Below are 20,429 nucleotides of genomic sequence, written 5' to 3'. Positions count from 1 at the left end.
ATTTTAATAACACGGAGGAACTATTATAATGAATACAGCCTCAAAGACAAGACATGTCTTTATTTTGTTTTTGGCAGATATAGTCTGGGGAATAGCCTTTGTAGCGCAGTCAAAGGGAGGGGATGCAGTTGGAGCATTTTCATTCAACGGCATCCGCTTCCTTATTGGTGCGCTCTGCCTTCTGCCGGTCATAAAAATACTGGATAAGAAAGAGCTGACGGTAAACAGACCTGAAAGCAAAAAGCAAAAGAAAGAGCTTTGGATAGCCGGAAGCTGTTGTGGAATAGCACTTTTCTTTGCGAGCAACCTGCAGCAGCTTGGAATCAGCATGGGCGCAGAATCCGGCAAGGCAGGATTTCTTACAGCTACATATATACTTATGGTGCCTATACTAGGGATTTTCCTTAAAAGAAAATGCGGAGTCAAAATATGGATAGGTGTATTTATTGCACTGATAGGCATGTATTTTCTGTGTATGAATGGGACATTTTCACTTAGTGGCTCGGATTTGCTCCTGTTGGCAGGGGCATTGTGCTTTGCGATACAGATACTTGTGATTGACCATTTCGTGTCACATGTAGATGCGGTCAGACTCTCATGTATTGAGTTTTTTGTCACCGGACTTGGCTCATGTATAGTGATGATTTTTACAGATATGGGACCGTCTGCCGGCGGCTTAGCACAGTGGGCACAGTCGCTTTGCACATGGGATGCATGGATTCCGATTCTCTATGCCGGTATTTTCTCAAGCGGAGTGGGCTATACGCTGCAGATTGTCGGACAAAAGGGCTTAAACCCGGCGGTGGCATCGGTGGCGATGAGTCTTGAGTCGGTGGTTTCTGTGATTGCAGGATGGATTCTGCTGGGCCAGATGCTAGGTGGCAGAGAAATTTTTGGATGTGTGCTCATGTTTATTGCGATAATTATTGCACAGCTTCCGGATAGGGAGTATACTAAATAGGTTACAGTATAAAAATGAAATGTGATTATTCAAGTGTGGTTTTGCGAATGTGCGTGGGATGAATAGTTACAACGAGACAGGGATTGGATATGAGAAATAATAGCAGAAAAAATTACAGACGCCGCAGACAAAATACAAGAGCTTCACAGATTAAGCTTGTAGGAATAGTGGCTGTGATAGTCGTTATAGCGATTATAATAGTTATATCGTGCTTTAATAAAACAAAAAAAGACAGTAATAAGGCAAAAGACACAGGAACGGCCACAGAAAATGTGACCGGTGTGACTGAGCAGGTAAGTGAGACAGAGGAAGCAAAGGAGCTCTTTGCACCAAAGGAGTCTGATGCTACAGCAGCAATCGGAGATGAGCTTGAGAGCTCTTATGCCGTAGTGATTGATGAGCAGGACGGCACAGTTGTTGCGGGAAAAAATGCTCATGAGAAAATGTATCCGGCTTCCATGACAAAGGTTATGACAGTGCTTGTAGCAGCAGAGCAGGCTGAGAAAAATGCAATTGCTGCAGCGGAGAATGAAAACACCGAAATAGACAGGCAGGCTGTGATAGAAAACAAGCTCAACGAGGTTGTTACAATTACAAGAGAAGCCACAGATTATTCATATGTGCATGATTGCAGTACAACAGGCTTTTTAGACGGTGAGCAGGTGCCTCTTCGCGATGTGTTTAACGGAACCATCCTGCCATCAGGTGGAGAATCGGCATATCAGCTTGCGGTTTATACAGCAGGCTCCATGGAAGCATTTGTCGATATGATGAACCAGAAGGCAGCAGAGCTTGGTATAGGCCAGACCACACATTTTGCAAACCCTGTCGGCATATATGATGAGAACAATTACAGCACAGCCTATGATATGGCGGTCATCATGCAGGCAGCGATGCAGGACGACATTTGTAAAACAGTACTTTCAAATCATACATATAGCACGGCTGCAACACCGCAGCATCCGGAGAACCTGAACATATCAAATCTGTTCCTGCGCCGAATAGAGGACAGGATGACAAGTGGCGAGGTAATCGGTGCAAAGACAGGCTTTGTAAATCAGTCCGGCAACTGTGCGGTCAGCTATGAGAAGGCAGCAAGCGGAAAGACATATATATGTGTGACAGCAGGCGCTTCAAGCGGATGGCACTGTATAGATAATCATGTGTATTTATATAATACATACGGCAAGTAATCAGCACAGCTGATTTTAAGGAGCGCAGATATGGCGGGAAATCAAGGCAATTACAGGGAAAACCCCACGCGTAATGAGAAGAAATACAAAAAAGCCAACGGACAGCCGAGACTAAAGGAGAAAAGCAGCCGGGCAAAGAGCGATAACGTATGTCCGTATGCGAAGAAATGTGGCGGATGCGACTATCAGGGCGTAGAATATAAGGAACAGTTAAAAACCAAGCAGGCATACATGAAAAAGCTGCTAAAGCCTTTTTGCTTTGTGGAGCCGATTGTCGGCATGAAAAATCCGCTCTATTATCGTCACAAGGTTCATGCAGCCTTTGACTGTACGAGGCGCGGTCAGATTGTGGCGGGAGCCTACAGGAAAAACACACATGATGTGGTGGATATAGAAAGCTGCATGATAGAGGAGCAGGAGTCAGATGAGATAATAAGGGACATAAAGGATATGCTCCGCTCATTCAGGATAAAGACCTATGATGAGGACACCGGCTATGGGCTTCTCAGACATGTGCTTGTAAGAAAGGGTTATGCAACAGGGCAGATAATGGTAGTGCTTGTCCTGGCATCGCCGATACTTCCATCGAAGAATAATTTCGTAAAAGCACTCAGGAAAAAGCATCCCAATATCACGACAGTGGTGCTCAACGTGAATGATAAAAAGACAAGCATGGTGCTCGGAGACAGAAACATCACGCTTTATGGCAAGGGCTTCATAGAGGATAAGCTGTGCGGCTGCACCTTTCGCATCTCACCAGGCTCGTTTTATCAGGTGAATCCGGTACAGACGGAGCTTTTATACGAAAAAGCCATTCATGAGGCACACCTCACCGGCAAGGAGCGCATAATCGATGCATACTGCGGCACCGGAACAATAGGCATCATAGCAGCGAAAAATGCAGGTGAAGTCATCGGGGTCGAGCTAAACCGTGATGCAATCCGCGATGCAGTCATCAATGCAAAGCGAAACGACATCAGAAATATCCGCTTCTACAATGACGATGCCGGAAAATTCATGGTTGAGATGGCACAAAAGGGTGAGAAAGCGGATGTTGTCATAATGGATCCTCCAAGAACCGGCAGCGACGAGGCATTTTTATCATCGGTTGTCAAGCTGTCACCGGAGAGAGTGGTGTATGTGTCATGTGGTCCGGAAACACTGGCGAGGGATTTAAAGTATCTCACAAAGCATGGATATACAGTGAAGCGTGCAACACCATATGACTGTTTTCCATTTACAAGCCACATTGAAACGGTTTGTTGTCTTACTTTCCAAGGGCGCTAAAGGTCCGGTGGACCTTTGCTCAGCGCGGACCGAAGTGGAACGGAGACTGGTCGACAGTAGAAAAGTGAACGTTGACTTCTCTTAAGAGAATATAGATTTATCAGAGTTCAAAGGAAAGGCAACGTATAATCAGATAAAGGCTTATGTGTTGGAACAGACTGGACTTAAGGTTTCTTCGCGGTATATTGCACAGATTAAAAAGAAATGCGGACTGGATGTTGGAGAGAATTTTAATTTACCTAAATCAAAAAATGCGAGACAGCCACAATGCACACCGGAGAAGAAAGAAGCGTAAAAAGGACATTCCTGAACCGTAATTATTACGGGTCAAGGGATGTCCTTTTTGGTCGCCTTGGAGTGTTCAAAGGACAAGGTAATGAAGTATTTAGACTGATAAGAATAATATCTATCTTATCTAATCTAGAGATAAGGATGGAGAAATCAAAACAGCCGGAACGGACATAGATAAACTTATGCCACCGATTTCACGTTTTGGTGGTGACAATAGGGCTAAGAAGAAACAGGGAGTAATTTGATTTTACAATTTTGGATTCCTCCGTCTCAACTTCCGATGCTCCTTTGCCGGTTTGGAACGGGAAAATATTTCTTTTAATCAATGATATTTTTGACCATGCTTTGATAGTCAATGTCGCTGGCGGTATTGCTATCTTTCATATGAATATTTCGCAGGTCAGAGACAATCGGTTTCAAATCTTCTGACAGAATATTCATATAATATTGTTCTGCTTCAATGTGTGAATTATCAAATATGCTTGCAAATGCATCAGTAGAATCGGCACCAAGCTCTGTTAATTTGCATCTCATTACATCAAGAAAAGCATTTGCTATCTGAATTCCCTTATCGTTAAATTCATCAATATAGATTTCTAGATAATTCAAATTGGCTGCCAAAACAAATTATGTACGGAAAGTGGAGCAGAAATGAGAAAGAAGTATTATGAATATGAAAAGTGTTCCTGTATGACAAAATCAAATTGACTAATACTGATTAGCAATATATAATATAGACAAAACGAAAATGACATGAACGGAGGGACAAAGAAGTGGAGAAGGTAATAACACTTGAGAAAGCATTAAAAAGAATTGAAGAATTAGAAAATGAAAACGCCGAGCTGCGCGAAGAACTGGAATATTATAAAAATCGTAAATTAAGCGGAAGGCAGAAGCATAATGCAAAATGGATGGCAATCTACAATGATTTTGTTGCCGGTTATGAAAGTGGAATGACTATGATAGAGATTGCAAGAAGGAATAATGTCAGTGAGAGAACGATTTACAGGTATAAAGCGTATTATGACAAGATGAGGAAAGTGGAAGTTGATGAGTAGATCATTTTTATTGCGTAAAATGGTTGTATGGATTTTGTGGTCACAAATTGTGACCGCAAGACAAGGAAGGAAATCTTATGGCAGAAGAGAAGAAAGAAGAGATTGCAGTAATTGAAATTACAGAAGAGTATATGAAAGAAAGAATTTATGAAATCAGAGGTCAAAGAGTAATCTTAGACTCAGATCTTTCTGAAATATATGGTTATACCACAAAAGCATTCAACCAACAGGTAAAAAATAATATTGAGAAATTTGATGAAGATTTTATGTTTGAATTAACGGATGATGAGGTAGAAGATTTGCGGTCAAATTTTTTGACCGCAAATCTTAACAGTAAGAGTAGATATAATCCTCATGTATTTACAGAGCAAGGACTATATATGCTGATGACTGTTTTAAAAGGGCCATTGGCTGTTAAACAGAGTAAGGCATTAATAAGAACCTTCAAAAGAATGAAAGATTACATATTAGAAAATCGTGATTTAATCGGTCAGAGAGAATTACTTCAGTTAAGTATGGAGACTGCAAATAACAGAATTGAAATCAGCAAAATCAATTCTGATATGATATCTCTTGAAAAACAGATTTCTGATGTTGCAGAAGGATTGAAGGATGTAGTGACGAAATCTGAACTTGCGGATATGATGAACAGTTTTATTTCAGATGATGATGAAAAATGGCTTATGTTTAATGCAAAATTTAGTAGTGCGGATGAGGTTTACGAGTCTATTTACAGGCAGGCAAAGTCATCAATATATGTGGTTGATAATTACATTGGTTTAAGAACGCTGGTACATCTTAAGAATTCTCCAACAGGAGTAAATATTATTTTATTTAGCGATAATGTTGGGAATAATAAACTTCACAACATAGAATATACGGATTTCCGTAAGGAATATCCAACTGTAAAACTGTCAATGAAGAAGACTGGTGGCATATTCCATGATCGGTTTATCGTGCTGGATTATGGAACGGCGGATGAGAGAGTCTTTCTGTGTGGTGCTTCTTCCAAGGATGCCGGGGCTAGAATAACAAGCATTGTTGAGGATTACGGAATAGCCAAATACAACTCTGTTATTGCAGGATTATTGAAAAATTCGGCATTAGTATTACCGAAATAGGAGTGTGAGATTATTGAAGAAGAAAACAAGATGTTACATATATACTCGTGTATGGATAATCTGGATGCTACAGATATTCATTACGATAAAAAATTTCAGATTTACAGAGACGATTAGATACCCAATATGATAAAATAGATGAAGTGGAAGAGGCAATCGCAGATTTGAAGTCTCGGGTATATGAACTTAAGAAAAATCAGATTGATGCTGAAAAGAAACAGTTTATGCAGGCATTTATTGAGCGTATTGATATATTTCCAGAAAGACGAGAAGATGGTAATTGGATTAGGAATATCAAGTTTCAATTTACGATACCGGTTCTTAGAGATGGCAAGGAAGTAGTTCGAATTGATGGTATTTCTTTGGATAAAGAGTAGTCTGATGAGCATACTGTTACCTTGGAAAAGTTTCCGACACTTGAAACGGTTTGTTTGTTGTCGCGAGTGTAAGCGTAAAATCAACGGTATTAATGAAGAAAAACATATTCCATCTTACGTGCAAATGGTGTAGAATAATACCAATACACGGAGGACAAACATGAGAACGCTATATACATTTGACAAACACAATTATTCCGATGATATGGAGGTATTTGAGCGCTTCGCGGTGCGCGCGGTTATTATCAGAGACGGAAAGCTTGCCATGCAGCAGGCCGGTGAGGGCTACTACAAGATACTGGGCGGCGGCATCGATGCAGGCGAGAGCAACGAGGTGGCGCTGGCACGGGAGGTGCGCGAGGAGGCAGGGCTTCTTGTCGTGCCGGAAAGCATCAGGGAGTGCGGAAAGGTCATAGAAAAGAGGCGCGATATATTTGAGGCTGACAAGATATATTACTGTCACACCTACGTGTATTTCTGTGATGTGAAGGACGAGCATGTGGCAGCACAGATGACAGACAGCGAGATAAGGCTTGAGTATCATCTGTCATGGGCTACGCCGGATGAGATAATAAAGGCCAACAGCGCTTTTCTTGATAAAGAATGGATAGCAAGAGACACTAAGATTGTTGAGTTGATAAAAGAAATGTGTTAAAATAATGCCTGGATGTAAATCCGGGCATTTAATATAAGGAGAAGCAGTATAAATGGATAAAAATAAAATCAAAAATAAATTAAAGGATGATCCGGCCTTCACTCTTGAGGTGCAAAACCCGGAGGTTGAGGCGCTGATGACACAGTATTCAAGCGACAAAAAGGCGGAGACGCTCAATAAGCTCATTGAAAAATGCACTAAGAGCAGATTCCTGGTACCTGCAAATGTCGGAGAGAACAACAAGCCGATTCCGCTATTTATTAAAAACGGTGAGGGAGAGGCTTTCATGCCGATTTATACCTCAAAGGCACAGCTTTCTAAGGATCATCCGTCACCATGCATTGTAAATATGCCGTTTCTTGCAGTCAACAATATGGTGGCAAATAAAGAGTCAAAGATTAATGGTATCGCATTCAACCCGTTCACTCACAATCTGATTTTCAAAAAGCCTCTTGTAGAAAAGATTGAGGCAGTGGAAAAGGCCAGAAGAGAGGGACATCCTACATCACCGACAAAGGGCAAGACTGTACAGATGACAGCAGAGCAGTATGTCATCTTTGAGCGTATGCAGTATGAGCATATTTTCCTGCCGGCAAAGATGTTTGAGGGCGGCAAAGAGTTCATGGACCGACTTGCCGATGAGAAGGAAAAGCTAATAGATGAGCTGTACGAGGAGGCATATCAGCAGAAGCGTATGTATCCATATATGGAGGAGGATTTCTCTGTTATGTCTATGCAGATTTCTGATACGCTTAATGTCACCAGAGTCGATTTCCCGACAAGAGATATGGCTCCAAACTGCGCAATCCGTGCTTATCTCGTGTGGGATGATGCTGCGTCACAGGGCAGATATTTTGTAATTGATGCGAAGGGCGATAAAACTACTGAGCTGGCTGAGATTACAGAGGATTACAAGCGTCTTGGATATGGAGCTGCACCGGTTGAGGGTGCTGAGCTTCAGACTGTTCTTGACCTGGTTAAGAAAAGTGCAGAGGAACAGAATTAGAAAAGTAATGTAGGGCAGGATATATAAAGGAGGTCGTGTATGAAGGAGTTTTTAGGCAGAATAAAGGCTGATTTTCTACTGTCATCAGTGCTTTGCATAGCGCTGGGACTGGTGTTTATCATATGGAGAGCTTCGGTGCTCACGATTGTGGCCAATGTGCTTGCGGTAGTGCTTATCATCATCGGAGTGGTCTATATGTGCAGCTATTTTTTGAATATAGTTACGAATGGTTTTTCAGCGATGCTGGGGCTTGTGGTTTTGGCAGTGGGTATATGGTTTCTGGTACAGCCAAAGGTTGTGGTGAGCCTGATACCTATAGTCATCGGTCTGGTGCTCATTTTTCACAGCATCAGGAGCATTATTGAGGCAGTGGATGCCAGAAAATACGGTTACGGAGGCTGGAGTGTCGGCCTGATTTTTTCAATAATCAGTCTGATTTTTGGAATAATCTGTGTGACAAATGCATTTGATGTAATGAAGACAGCCACTGTTGTTGTCGGTATCATACTGATTTTCAACGGAGTATCCAATATCTGGATTACAAGCCGTGCCACAAAGGCTGAGAGCGCCTACAACAAGCAAAAGGAGTTTGAGGCAACGTTTGTTGAGGACAGAAAAGAGGACAATTAAGCAGTAACAGAAAGGCGGCAGAATGCGTCGGATGGAGTTTAAGATGGAGAGACCCGGACTTACCAAGGTCGGTGACCATCTGAAGGTAACAGAGAGCAAGCTTCCTACTTCATATTATTATACGATAGAGCATGCGATTGCCATGTCGGGAAACTACGTGGTCAGCGAGAGGCTCAAAAGCCGTGAGGGCGATGTCGTGGATGTGAGGGAGACTGAGAAGGGCTACTTTGTCACGATGGAGTTTGATGAGTAATGACACAGCAAGGTAAGAATGCAATAGATCTGGTGCTCGCTGAGAGCCTTATAGAGCTTTCGGCGAAAAAGCCAATCGATAAGATTACAATTAAAGAGATAACGGACAAGGCCGGAGTTATCCGCCCTACGTTTTACAATCATTTTCAGGACAAGTACGAGCTGATAGAGTGGATTATCAAAAGCGAGCTGCTTGAGCCCATCAAGCCACTGCTCAATGCCGGAATGATTTTTGAAGCGATTGTGCTGATGCTCAATAATATCTCGGCAAACAGTGTTTTTTACAAGAAAGCACTAAAGCTGGAGGGTGCAGTGACGTTTAATCAGATTGCCATGAAGTGCGTCTACGAGATGTTTATGAATATCATAAACGAAAAGAGTACAGGAAAGAAATCCAAATACCGCTGGCTCACACCGGAGGTGATTTCTACATATTATGCGCAGTCGTTGTGCTTTATCACGGAGGGCTGGATAGCCCAGGGCATGGATGATATTGAGCCGAAGGAGATGGCTGAGGCGTACATGTATCTGATTACGCGCTCAATGGATGATATACTAAGTGAGCTGTAGAGGACAATTGCCATGGAAAATGACGGCTTAAGCAAGCTCATAAAGCAGAATCATAAAGAGGCATGTGTTCATATAAATATGAAAATGCTGTGAAAAAGTGTCAGAAATCAAATACAATATCATATATGTGTCATATCGGATATACAAATTGATGGATTTGTATATCTCACATGACAAATCGAAGAGATTGAATATTTATTTATTCGGTCTTTTTTTTTATACTTCAATACGAATAAAAGAAAGAGTGGTGAATCTAATGATTAAATTTGGAAAAGGAGTCGTAAAACATCGTGTGCTGATACTGATAGTTGCATTTGCACTGCTTATACCGTCGGGCATCAGCTTTATCAACACGAGAATCAACTTTGATATCCTTTCTTATCTGCCAAGCCAGATAGAGACTATGAAGGGTCAGGATATCATGGTAGATGAGTTTGGAACCGGAGCGTTGTCATTTGTGATCTTAGAGGATATGAAGGATCAGGACATAGAGACTCTGGCAGATGACATAGAGGACCTTAAGGGTGTAAATGATGTCATCTGGTACGGAACAATCGCTGATTCCACATTGCCAAGAGAGGCAATTCCGGATGAGGTGTATGATGCATTCAACAACAAGGATGCAAACAGCCAGCTCATGCTCGTCACCTACAGTGACACAATGGGTTCGGATGAGACAATGGAAGCCGTCAACAAGATGGATAAGATGGTGAAAAACCACTGCTTCGTAGCAGGAATGGCAGCGGTCAACGCAGATACAAAGACACTTGTTATGCAGCAGGCTCCTATATATGTCATCATAGCAGCATTGCTTTCAATGCTTGTCATGGGAATTACAATGGATTCAATAATTGTTCCGATGTTATTCCTCCTAAGCATAGGAATGGCTATTATCTATAACCTGGGAACAAACTTTATACAGGGACAGATTTCATACCTGACACTGGCACTGACAGCAGTATTGCAGCTCGCCGTAACAATGGATTATTCGATTTTCCTGTGGCACAGCTATCAGGAGCAGATAGACAGATATGACGGAGACAAGAAGCGAGCCATGGCACATGCCATTTCCCACACAATTGTCTCAGTAACAGGAAGCTCAATCACAACAATCGCAGGCTTCGTAGCTCTCTGCTTCATGAGCTTTACACTTGGACTTGACCTGGGAATCGTAATGGCAAAGGGTGTTGTATTCGGAGTTATCGGATGTGTAACAATTCTCCCTGCACTGATTCTTGCATGTGATAAGGTAATCGAGAAGACAAAGCACAAGATTCTCATGCCTGATGTTTCCAGGATTGCAAGCTGGGTAACAAATCATTATAAGATACTTGCAGTGATTTTCATCGTAGTGCTCATCCCGGCAATATACGGATACACTCATGATCAGGTCTACTATGACCTTGCAGGAACCATGCCTGACAGTGCATACAGTAAGCAGGCCAATGAAAGACTCGACAAGGAGTATGCTATGGGTGCCACACATATCATCATCGCGCCGAGCGATATGTCAAAGGCAGACAGCATAAGCATGATAGATGATATAAAGAAGGTCGATGGAGTAAAGCTTGCGGTATCGCTTGACTCAATACTCGGACCTACCATACCGGATGATATGGTGCCGGATGAGGCAAAGGAGATATTCAAAAACGGTGATTACCAGATGATGCTTGTTTCATCAAAATATGAGACAGCATCTGATGAGGTAAACAACCAGATTACAGAGATTAAAAAGATAGTAAAGAATTACAGCAAGGACGCAATGCTTATCGGTGAGGCACCTTGTACCAAGGATCTTATCACTATCACAGATACAGACTTTAAGCGTGTAAGTGCAGTATCAATCGTATTGATATTCCTTATCATCCTGATTGTATTCAAATCGGTATCGCTTCCAATCATACTTGTAGCGGTCATCGAGTTTGCAATCTTTGTAAACATGGGAATTCCGGGATTTACAGGAACAAAGCTTCCGTTTATCGCGAGCATCGTAATCGGAACCATACAGCTTGGTGCAACGGTTGACTATGCGATACTTATGACCACAAAGTACAGAAAGAACAGATACACCGGAATGGACAAAAAGCCGGCAATCACAAAGGCACTTGCAGATTCGACAAACTCAGTTATAGTCAGTGCACTCTGTTTCTTCGCCGCAACCTTTGGTGTAGGACTTTATTCAAACATTGATATGATCAGTTCTATCTGTATACTGCTTGCACGAGGCGCAATCATCAGTATGTTTGTAGTAGTATTTATACTTCCGTCAATGTTTATGATTTTTGACAAAGTAATATGTGCCACAAGCGCAGGCTTTAAAAATAAGAACCTGACAGCTTAGTAATCTGATTAATCATAAATGAGGGATAAAATACTTTTTGACCCTCATAACATAAAAATATGACCTCAAAAATAAAATCAGGAGGAATAAGACATGAAATTACCAGAATTGAAAGAAAAGTTAAAAAGTAAATATATTGTCCGTGTTGTAGCCGGAGTCCTCACAATAGCACTTGTAGGTACAGGAATCGGAGCAACAGCGGTTTTTGCAGAGAAGAACAGCACCGCAGTCACAGCCGAGGCAGACAGCACAACAGGAAGCAGCAAGGATGCTGATGACATAGCAGATAAGCTCATGGACAGCGTATCATTGAAGGATAACGATGCAGACAAGGACGAGAGCGTATATCTCATCTCAGATGCAAACGGCAACGTAAACAAAACAATCGTAGTAGATCACCTTAAAAATAAAGACAAAAAGGATACCTTGGAGGATGCTTCAAACCTTTCAGATATCGAGAACGTAAAGGGCAAGGAAAAATTCACACAAAGCGGTGACAAGCTCACCTGGCAGGCCGGTGGCAAGGACATTTACTATCAGGGCACAGCAACAGAGGAGCCACCTGTAACACAGAAGGTTACATATTACCTCGATGGAAAAGAAATCTCACCTGAGGATCTTGCAGGAAAATCAGGAAAGGTCAAAATCCGTTTTGACTACACAAATACCACATCATATACAGAGACAGTAAACGGCGAGAAGCAGACAGTTTCCGTACCATTTGCAGCAGTAACAGGACTTGTACTCGGTGATGGCTTCGAGAATATCGAAGTGACAAACGGCAAGGCTGAGGTAAGTGATTCATCAAGCGTAGTGCTCGGCTATGCACTTCCGGGCTTAAAGGACAGCCTCGGAATCAAGGACAAAGACCTCGATGGCGATGTAAATATCCCTGAATACATGGAAATGACAGCAGATGTAGAGAATTTCTCAATGCCTGCAGCCATGACCTTCGTGGTAAACGCATCTGATTATGTAAGCACAGACGGAATTGACACATCAGACATCGATGACATGATAAATGACTTAAAGGATGCCTCAACACAGCTTCAGGATGGTTCAAAGACACTGGCAGAGGGTACGGACACACTTTCTGACGGACTTTCAACACTGCAGAGCAAGCTCGGCACATTCGCATCAGGAGTTGGCACACTGAAGAGTGGACTTAAGACATATACTGATGGTGTTAGTACATTAAGTGGTGGATTGAATAAACTGAATTCAAATGTGCCTACTTTATCTAATGGCATAACAACATTAAACTCTAGTGCAAAATCACTGAATGATGGAGTGGCTTTGCTTAATGCAACTGTTTCAGCAAAATTTACTGATTCAGAAAAGAAGACTCTTTTAGATCAGGTACACAGCACATTGGAGTCTCAAAAATCTGAAATAGAAAAACAGGCACAGACAACAGTTGCGTCACAGAAAACAGCCATTCAAAAGCAGGCACAGAGTGCTGTTGACTTACAAAAAACAGATATACAGAAACAGGCACAGAGTACAGTAGCTGATCAGAAAGAAGATATTGAGAAAAAGGCTCAGGCCGCAGTAGACGATCAGAAGGAGCAGATTAAGTCAGTAGCAGCTGAGACAGTAAAACAACAGGAAACTGAAATAAAGAATCAGGCAGCAAGTGCTGTTGAACAGGAATTTACATCCGGAAAAACTGACTATATAACAAATGAAGCAAAGAAACAATTAGAAAGTATTAAGCCGGTAATTGAGAGTGGTGTGAAAGCACAGTTTGTACAGAAGATGGCTGAAAAAAATCCTGCAATCACAGATTATGATTCAGCAAAGACTTTTTTTGACCAGAATGTTGGAATGAAAGACGGAGCGGCTGAAGCATGTGTCAATGAACAGATTGATACAATAATAAATAACTTAGCTGGAAGTGTAGCATCAACAGCCAAGGATGCTTCTAAGATTGCAGCGGGAGAAGCAGCATATACAGCAGCAAGTCAGACAGCAGGAGAAGCAGCTTATACAGGAGCAAGCTTAGCAGCAGGAACAGCAGCATATACAGCAGCAAGACAGACGGCAGGAGAAGCAGCATATGCGGGAGCAAGTTTAGCAGCAACAACAGCAGCCTATACAGGAGCAAGTCAGGCAGCAACAACAGCAGCCTATACAGGAGCAGTTTCAGGAGCTGAGCAGGCTACTATAACGTCTGCAGAGCAGACAAAAGCGACTGTAGCAGCCTCTATTAATCAAAAGCAGGCAAATGGATACAGTCTTGTAACAGGAATGAAGGCACTTGCAGATGGAACACAGACATTGTATAACTCAGTACCAACTCTCACAAGCGGTATCAAGCAGCTTGTAGACGGTTCAAACACACTTGTAGCAAACAATGCACAGCTCAACAGCGGAGCATCACAGCTTGCAGATGGAACAAATCAGATAGTCTCAGGTGTAGACCAGCTCACAACAGGCTCTAAGACACTTTCAGAGGGTGCACACACACTTGCAGATGGTATGGTACAGTTTAATGAGGAAGGAATCAACAAGATTCTCGACGCATACAACGGTGACTTAAAGCCATTCACCGACAAGCTTCAGGCAGTAATTGATGCAGGTGAGGAATATCAGACATACTCAGCAATCGCTGATGGACAGACGGGCAGCGTTAAGTTCATATATAAATTAGCTTCAATAGATGCTAAAGCAGATAGCGACAAATAATTAATTAAAGGATGTTTAAAGATTATGGGAGGCAAAAATGGGCTGGATAGAATATCTGTTAATCGTGGCGGGAAGCTCACTGGAGATTTTCGTTGCGATGGAATGTCAGGGATCCCTGATCCAGAAAGTAAATAAGAAACAGCTTACAGCCATTTGCTTCATAGTTGCAGTTTGCCAGTTGTTAGCAATGTATATCGGGTATTTTCTGTCAAGCTTTCTTAATGGGAAATACTCGGTGAAGGATGAAGCACTTTTAGGAGAGATAATTTCTATCGGAATACTGATAGGACTGGGGATCAGGCTTATAGGAAAGGCTATAAGAAACGAAAGGATTGAGGAGCATTGTCAGGCGCAGCTTGACATGAAAAGAGTGCTAAGAATAGCAGGAATCACCGCATTTTATACGGTTCTTGCAGGAATAGCATTCGGCTTCCTCGGTACCGGACTTTTCACCATTATGATAATGGTGGCGCTGCTCACTGTCATCTGCATAGTGGCAGGCATTTACACAGGATATCATTTCGGTTTTGAGCAGAAGACAAAGGTATATATCGTGGGGGCGATACTCTTTTGGGCGGCTGGAATTGATGTGATAGTAAGGCTTGTAAGTGCAAAATAATGCATAGGGCTCTGTTCGTAGGAACAGGGCTTTTTTGCTGTCCATTGAAGTATGAAATCCTTTGCTTGCAATGTCAAAGTAAATGCTATAGAATATTTTCATATCAATTAAAAGCAAATGAGGAGATTTAAAGTTATGAAACAGAAATTGAGAAACCTTTCGGCACCGGCCAATATAATATTTGCCATTCTTGCAGTTTTTATTTTCATTGCACCCTTGCAGTGGAGCGGAAAAGTTCTGGGACTGATTCCGGGCATGGAAAAGGCGGATGATTATCTGCTGCAGGCTATTGTGGAGACAGTTGTTTTAGTTATTTTTCTTGGCATCACATATATATTTGGGCTGTGGGATATTTTTAAGGAAAATGCAGCAGGATGGACAAGAAGCTTATACACAGGCGGTTTTTTCATAGTGTACTGTTTGTATGCTGTTGTTTCAGGCATTTATTTGTGCTTTTTGGGTGAGCATGGTGATGTGAAGGCATTTTACAACATCATCTTTTTCTTTATTGCGGTCTGCCTTGTAGGGCTCGTTGAGGAGCTGGTGTTCAGAGGAGTGGTGTTTAATCTGCTGCTGAGAGCTTTTCCAAAGACGAAAGGTGGAATCACAGGAGCCGTAGTTTTGGGAGGCGTACTGTTTGGATTGATGCATTTTTCCAATATGGGCGCAGGGGTTAAGTTCAGCAGTTGTCTGATACAGGTTATTTCAGCAGGACTCATGGGCGTGTTGTTTTGTATGATATACGCTTCTACACGCAATTTCTGGATGCTTGCCATTTTCCATACTGTTGTAGATATGGGCGGACTTTTATCATCAGGAATATTTGAGGGAGGCGGAGCTGCTGACAGGATTAATGAGTTTTCAGCAGTGAACTGTGTCGCATTTGTCGTGCTCGGTATTCCTATGTTTGTTATGCTGCGTAAATCAAGGCGTATCCGTCTTGAGATGCTCTACAACAATGAGACCATCATAGATGACGAGAGGGAGGGCGCTAAGCTTGCAGTGGTTTCACTGGTGCTTGGCATTTGCAGTATTATTTTCTCGTTTTTTGGCTATCTGATGGGGCTTGGAATTGTCGGCATGCTTGCTTCCAAAATGTCAAAAAGGGCAAAGCAGTATAACAATGCAATAGCAACTGCCGGTATGATTACATCGATAATAGGATTTGTACTGTCGGTAATCTGCACGATTGGCATGATGGTGCTGTTTGCAAGTGGCATTTATGACAGACTTGTTAATATGACTATGTAAATTAAAGTAACTGATTTGACAATATGGTAAAAATACCATATAATATTTTGTGAAGATAGTGGGGAAGAGTTATGGGTGGATTTATTGCTGAATTTTATGAGAATGGGGACGAAATTCCGGTAAAAGATTTTTTAGATAGTTTAAATGTTAAGATGCGAGCTAAGCTATTGATGGAAATTAAACTATTGGAAGAAAAAGGTACGTTGCTGAGAGAACCATACAGCAAGCCGCTCGGTGATGGGATTTTTGAATTGAGAGCTAAGGTAGGAACAGATATTTCGAGAGTATTATATTTTTTCTATTATGAAGGAAGAATAGTATTGACACATGGATTCATTAAAAAAACTCAGAGGACACCGGCTGGTGAAATTGAAAAGGCTAAGAAATATAGAAGAGATTATATAGAAAGGCATGGTAAATAATATGAGATATGACGATTATTTACAGGAGCAGCTTAAAAATCCTGACGTAAAAAAAGAGTGGGACGATCTCCAGCCTGAGATGGATGTCATAAGGGCTATGATAGATGCGCGCATTAAAAATAATTTGACTCAAAAGGAGCTTGCAGCACGTACAGGCATTGATCAGGCGGATATTAGTAAGCTTGAAAATGGAACGAGAAATCCATCTTTGAAACTTTTAAAGAGGCTTGCGCATGGAATGGGGATGCAGTTGAAAATTGAATTTGTACCAATGCAGCCGTTAAAAAAATAAAATTGAACGGATGCTGCAATAATACGAAGCAGACCTTTGAATGTGGTATAAAGTCTACATTCAAGGGTCATTTTTTAAGGAGAAACCATGAACATTTTACTGACAGCAATAAATGCAAAATACATACATTCAAACCTTGCAGTTTACTCACTGCGCGCCTGTGCCGGGGAGTACAGGGATGCTGTGGAGCTTGCGGAATACACGATAAACAATCAGAAGGATTACATTCTTGAGGAGCTTTATAAGAGGAAGCCCGACGTACTTTGTTTTTCGTGCTATATATGGAATATTGATTATGTGACTGATATTGCACGCGAGTATAAAAAGCTTTGTCCGTCAGTGCCGATATGGGTTGGAGGCCCTGAGGTGTCTTACGAGGTGGAGGCATTTCTGCGGGAAAATCCATACATAGACGGTGTGATGATAGGCGAGGGTGAGGATACCTTTAGAGAGCTGTGTGGTTACTATGCGCATAAAAGAAAGCTGAGTGATATTGCAGGCATTGCTTTCAGAAAAAACAGCACAGGTAATAGTACAAGTAATAGAACAAGTGTGAACAACGCAGGCTGCAAAGCGGATGAAATAGTATTTACAAGTCCACGCCCAATCAAAAACATGAGTGAAATCCCATTCTGCTATGATACGCTTGATGATTTTTCAAACCGCATCATCTACTACGAGAGCAGCAGGGGATGCCCGTTTTCGTGCAGCTATTGCCTGTCATCGGTGGATAAGACACTGCGTTTCAGGGATACTGAGATTGTCAAAAGGGAGCTTAAGTTTTTCATAGACCAGAAGGTGCCTCAGATTAAGTTTGTGGACAGAACCTTCAACTGCAATCATGCTCATGCCATGGAGCTGTGGCGCTTTATAAAGGCGAATGACAATGGTGTGACAAACTTTCACTTTGAGATATCGGCGGATCTGCTGAATCAGGAGGAGATTGAGCTGATTTCTGATATGAGGCCGGGGCTGATACAGCTTGAAATCGGTGTGCAGTCCACTAATGAGGTCACGATTAAGGAGATTCACAGGACTATGAAGCTTGAGAGGCTTAAGGAGGTTGTGAGGCTCATTCAAAGCGGCAACAATATCCACGAGCATCTGGATCTGATTGCAGGGCTGCCATACGAGGACTATGATAGCTTTGGGCGTTCTTTTGATGAGATTTATGAGCTTAAGCCAAACCAGCTGCAGCTGGGATTTTTAAAGGTGCTCAAGGGCTCGTATATGTTTGAGCATGCCGCGGAATATGGTATTGTCTACCATGACAAGCCACCGTATGAGGTTATGTCCACAAAATGGCTTTCGTTTGATGATGTGATAAAGATTAAGCGCGTCGAGGATATGCTTGAGGTGTATTACAACAGCGGACAGTTTGAGATTACGATGAAGCTCATGGAGTGTATCTTTGACAGTGCGTTTGAGTTTTTTCAGGAGCTTGGAGATTTTTATGAGGCAAACGGCTATTTTGGAATGAGCCATTCGCGCATCAGAAGGTGTGAGATACTGCTTGAGTTTCTGGCTTTATACCTGCATGGCTGTGACCGCGATGCTATAACTTCTGTGGTATTATCAGAAAATGCCGGAGATAGAGATAATACTGATTTTGACGAAAATGCCATAGATAGAGATAGTACTGATTTTGATGAAAATGCGCAGATTTACAACATGATTCAGGAGTCACTCATCTTTGATTTGTACTATCGTGAAAACTGCAAGAGCCGCCCGAGGTGGGCCACAGATATAGGCAAATTCAAGCATATGACACATGCATACTGTAAGAATGGAAAGCTATCGCATGTGGAGCCGTTCCACTATATTTTTCCTGACAAGCACATGCGCAAGCTGGATGAACTGCCAAAGTATCATAAGGAGCCGGTGTGGGCGCTTTTCCACTACGACATGAGAGACCCGCTTGACCACCAGGCGCTGGTGGAGTATGTAGATAACAGTAAAAAGCCGGGAAGGTTTACGGACTAAGAAAAATGAGCAACATAGACAATATAAAAAATTACACGGTGATTGACCTTGAAATGACAGGTCTTTCAGCTAAAAACGACAAGATAATAGAGATAGGTGCGGCACGTGTGAGGGGCGGCGAGATAGTGGATACGATATCCACACTGGTAAATCCGAAGCAGCATATTCCACAGCGTGTGCAGGAATTAACGGGAATTACCGACAGTGATGTGGAAAACGCGGCAGATATGGACGAGGCTGTGGATAACCTGCTTAATTTTATCGGTGATGATATCATACTCGGGCAGAATGTGACCTTTGATTACAGCTTTTTAAAGCAGTGGGCGGTAAATCACAAGAGAACCCTCTCGCTGAATGCATATGATACTCTGAAAATAGCCAGAAAATGTCTGCCTGCTGAGCAGTCAAAGAAGCTGGAGGATTTGTGCGAGTATTTTGGTGTAAGTAGGAAAAATGCCCACAGGGCGCTCGATGATGCGATAGAGACAAAGCAGATATTTGAAAAGCTGCTTGCACTGATGGATGAAAAGGGTGAGCCGGTGGAGTCAAAGCCGCTTGTATACAAGGCAAAAAAACAGACACCAGCCACGGCACATCAGGTCAGACAGCTAAGGGAGCTGATGGCTGAGTATGGGATAGCAGATATCATATCGTGGGACAACCTGACCAGAAGTCAGGCCTCAAGGCTGTACGATGAATATCGCAGTAAGTACATTAATAGGTGTGTGGATGGCTCGGAATAACTTTCAATACAATAAGTTATAATACAATAAGCTATAATACAATAAGCTATAACGTAATTTAATTACCGGCCGAGGCGGTATCAGCCTGTAGGCTCTCAAGCATAGAAACGATTCCATCCCTTGAAAGAGAATTGAGCTGCTTTGCTTTCTCAATAAGCGCTGCAAGCCGGTCGGTTTTTGACATGCTGATGTAGGCGTTGGCTAACAGACTGTATACGTTCTTTGAATCGGCACCCTGCTCCACTGCAAAATCAAGCAGTTCATTGCCCAGCGATTCATAGCCTGCTTCCTTAAGCCTATTGTAATAGTCCGGCAGCATTGAAACAAATTTCGTGAAGTTATCATCATATTCAGACAGCTTTTTAAAATTGAGAATGCCATATTTAAGCTTTAAATCAGTGTTTGTCATTCCGGTGAGATTGACAAGGGTTTTATCCCTTAAATCATTTATTTTATCATTATTTAATGGAAAAAACTTTTCCGGTATGGTAATATAACACAGGTCAGTGGTATCTCCGCGGAGGGTTGAGTTGGCCTTACGCTCCTTTTCCCAGAACTCCTCGGTGACCTTTGCCTGGGCAGAATCAGCTCTCTTTATGGCAAAAGTAATCACTGCAATAAATAAAATGAATAAAATTAGACAAATTGGAATCATATGTTGGAAAATCCTTTCTCATATATGAAAATAG

Annotated in this window: 21 protein-coding genes; 19 read left to right on the top strand and 2 right to left on the bottom strand. The window is 42.1% G+C overall.

Annotation, left to right across the window (positions count from 1 at the left end):
• Window positions 1-28: 28 nt before the first annotated feature.
• The 3 genes from EUBREC_RS13620 (at window position 29) to rlmD (ending at window position 3,441) form a co-directional block, all read left to right on the top strand.
• Window positions 29-961, top strand: a complete 933-nt coding sequence (locus tag EUBREC_RS13620; protein ID WP_012743785.1) for a DMT family transporter — start codon at window positions 29-31, stop codon at window positions 959-961.
• A gap of 89 nt (window positions 962-1,050) precedes the next feature.
• Window positions 1,051-2,154 (top strand): D-alanyl-D-alanine carboxypeptidase family protein, encoded by a 1,104-nt coding sequence (locus EUBREC_RS13615; protein ID WP_012743784.1) that lies wholly within the window; start codon window positions 1,051-1,053, stop codon window positions 2,152-2,154.
• Window positions 2,155-2,184: 30 nt separating this feature from the next.
• Window positions 2,185-3,441, top strand: coding sequence for a 23S rRNA (uracil(1939)-C(5))-methyltransferase RlmD (rlmD, locus tag EUBREC_RS13610; protein ID WP_012743783.1), 1,257 nt, complete (start codon window positions 2,185-2,187; stop codon window positions 3,439-3,441).
• A gap of 609 nt (window positions 3,442-4,050) precedes the next feature.
• Here rlmD and EUBREC_RS13600 read toward each other — a convergent pair.
• Window positions 4,051-4,341 (bottom strand): hypothetical protein, encoded by a 291-nt coding sequence (locus EUBREC_RS13600; protein ID WP_041254247.1) that lies wholly within the window; start codon window positions 4,339-4,341, stop codon window positions 4,051-4,053.
• Window positions 4,342-4,505: 164 nt separating this feature from the next.
• Here EUBREC_RS13600 and EUBREC_RS13595 point away from each other — a divergent pair, with 164 nt between their 5' ends.
• From EUBREC_RS13595 to EUBREC_RS13520, 16 genes are all read left to right on the top strand, one after another.
• Window positions 4,506-4,790, top strand: coding sequence for a transposase (locus EUBREC_RS13595; protein ID WP_012743779.1), 285 nt, complete (start codon window positions 4,506-4,508; stop codon window positions 4,788-4,790).
• A gap of 77 nt (window positions 4,791-4,867) precedes the next feature.
• Window positions 4,868-5,911, top strand: coding sequence for an ORF6N domain-containing protein (locus EUBREC_RS13590; RefSeq protein WP_012743778.1), 1,044 nt, complete (start codon window positions 4,868-4,870; stop codon window positions 5,909-5,911).
• Between the two features lie 164 nt (window positions 5,912-6,075).
• The gene (locus EUBREC_RS13585; RefSeq protein ID WP_041254244.1) at window positions 6,076-6,288 is read left to right on the top strand and encodes a hypothetical protein; all 213 of its coding nucleotides are present in this window, start codon (window positions 6,076-6,078) and stop codon (window positions 6,286-6,288) included.
• Window positions 6,289-6,448: 160 nt separating this feature from the next.
• Window positions 6,449-6,943: an NUDIX hydrolase gene (locus tag EUBREC_RS13580; protein ID WP_012743776.1), complete on the top strand. Its 495-nt coding sequence runs from the start codon at window positions 6,449-6,451 to the stop codon at window positions 6,941-6,943.
• Between the two features lie 52 nt (window positions 6,944-6,995).
• Window positions 6,996-7,949: an SseB family protein gene (locus tag EUBREC_RS13575; RefSeq protein ID WP_012743775.1), complete on the top strand. Its 954-nt coding sequence runs from the start codon at window positions 6,996-6,998 to the stop codon at window positions 7,947-7,949.
• 39 nt (window positions 7,950-7,988) lie between these two features.
• Window positions 7,989-8,579 (top strand): HdeD family acid-resistance protein, encoded by a 591-nt coding sequence (locus EUBREC_RS13570; RefSeq protein WP_012743774.1) that lies wholly within the window; start codon window positions 7,989-7,991, stop codon window positions 8,577-8,579.
• Window positions 8,580-8,601: 22 nt separating this feature from the next.
• Entirely contained in the window at window positions 8,602-8,832 is a 231-nt protein-coding gene (locus EUBREC_RS13565; RefSeq protein ID WP_022292855.1) for a hypothetical protein, read from the top strand.
• Window positions 8,832-9,401 carry a TetR/AcrR family transcriptional regulator C-terminal domain-containing protein gene (locus tag EUBREC_RS13560; RefSeq protein ID WP_012743772.1) on the top strand — a complete coding sequence of 190 codons (570 nt, stop codon included), beginning with the start codon at window positions 8,832-8,834 and terminating at the stop codon, window positions 9,399-9,401. The genes EUBREC_RS13565 and EUBREC_RS13560 overlap by 1 nt, the downstream gene beginning before the upstream one ends.
• A 256-nt stretch (window positions 9,402-9,657) precedes the next feature.
• The gene (locus EUBREC_RS13555) at window positions 9,658-11,742 is read left to right on the top strand and encodes an efflux RND transporter permease subunit (protein ID WP_041254243.1); all 2,085 of its coding nucleotides are present in this window, start codon (window positions 9,658-9,660) and stop codon (window positions 11,740-11,742) included.
• A 93-nt stretch (window positions 11,743-11,835) separates the two neighbouring features.
• Complete coding sequence (locus EUBREC_RS13550; RefSeq protein ID WP_012743769.1) at window positions 11,836-14,430, top strand: YhgE/Pip domain-containing protein; 2,595 nt, start codon at window positions 11,836-11,838, stop codon at window positions 14,428-14,430.
• Window positions 14,431-14,467: 37 nt separating this feature from the next.
• Window positions 14,468-15,049, top strand: coding sequence for a manganese efflux pump (locus EUBREC_RS13545; protein WP_012743768.1), 582 nt, complete (start codon window positions 14,468-14,470; stop codon window positions 15,047-15,049).
• A gap of 135 nt (window positions 15,050-15,184) precedes the next feature.
• Complete coding sequence (locus tag EUBREC_RS13540; protein WP_041254241.1) at window positions 15,185-16,300, top strand: CPBP family intramembrane glutamic endopeptidase; 1,116 nt, start codon at window positions 15,185-15,187, stop codon at window positions 16,298-16,300.
• Window positions 16,301-16,371: 71 nt separating this feature from the next.
• Complete coding sequence (locus EUBREC_RS13535; protein ID WP_012743766.1) at window positions 16,372-16,722, top strand: type II toxin-antitoxin system RelE/ParE family toxin; 351 nt, start codon at window positions 16,372-16,374, stop codon at window positions 16,720-16,722.
• A complete protein-coding gene (locus EUBREC_RS13530) occupies window positions 16,712-17,014 on the top strand; it encodes a helix-turn-helix domain-containing protein (RefSeq protein ID WP_012743765.1) in 303 nt (100 codons plus the stop codon). The genes EUBREC_RS13535 and EUBREC_RS13530 overlap by 11 nt, the downstream gene beginning before the upstream one ends.
• 87 nt (window positions 17,015-17,101) lie before the next feature.
• The gene (locus EUBREC_RS13525; RefSeq protein WP_012743764.1) at window positions 17,102-18,997 is read left to right on the top strand and encodes a B12-binding domain-containing radical SAM protein; all 1,896 of its coding nucleotides are present in this window, start codon (window positions 17,102-17,104) and stop codon (window positions 18,995-18,997) included.
• 5 nt (window positions 18,998-19,002) lie between these two features.
• A complete protein-coding gene (locus tag EUBREC_RS13520) occupies window positions 19,003-19,740 on the top strand; it encodes a 3'-5' exonuclease (RefSeq protein WP_012743763.1) in 738 nt (245 codons plus the stop codon).
• 58 nt (window positions 19,741-19,798) lie between these two features.
• Here EUBREC_RS13520 and EUBREC_RS13515 read toward each other — a convergent pair whose 3' ends face one another.
• Window positions 19,799-20,395, bottom strand: a complete 597-nt coding sequence (locus tag EUBREC_RS13515; RefSeq protein WP_012743762.1) for a hypothetical protein — start codon at window positions 20,393-20,395, stop codon at window positions 19,799-19,801.
• Window positions 20,396-20,429 lie beyond the last annotated feature (34 nt).

This window comes from Agathobacter rectalis ATCC 33656 (assembly GCF_000020605.1).
GTDB lineage: Bacteria > Bacillota > Clostridia > Lachnospirales > Lachnospiraceae > Roseburia > Roseburia rectalis.
Note: the sequence above shows the minus strand (reverse complement) of the source record. Positions and strands in the feature narration are given on the sequence as shown.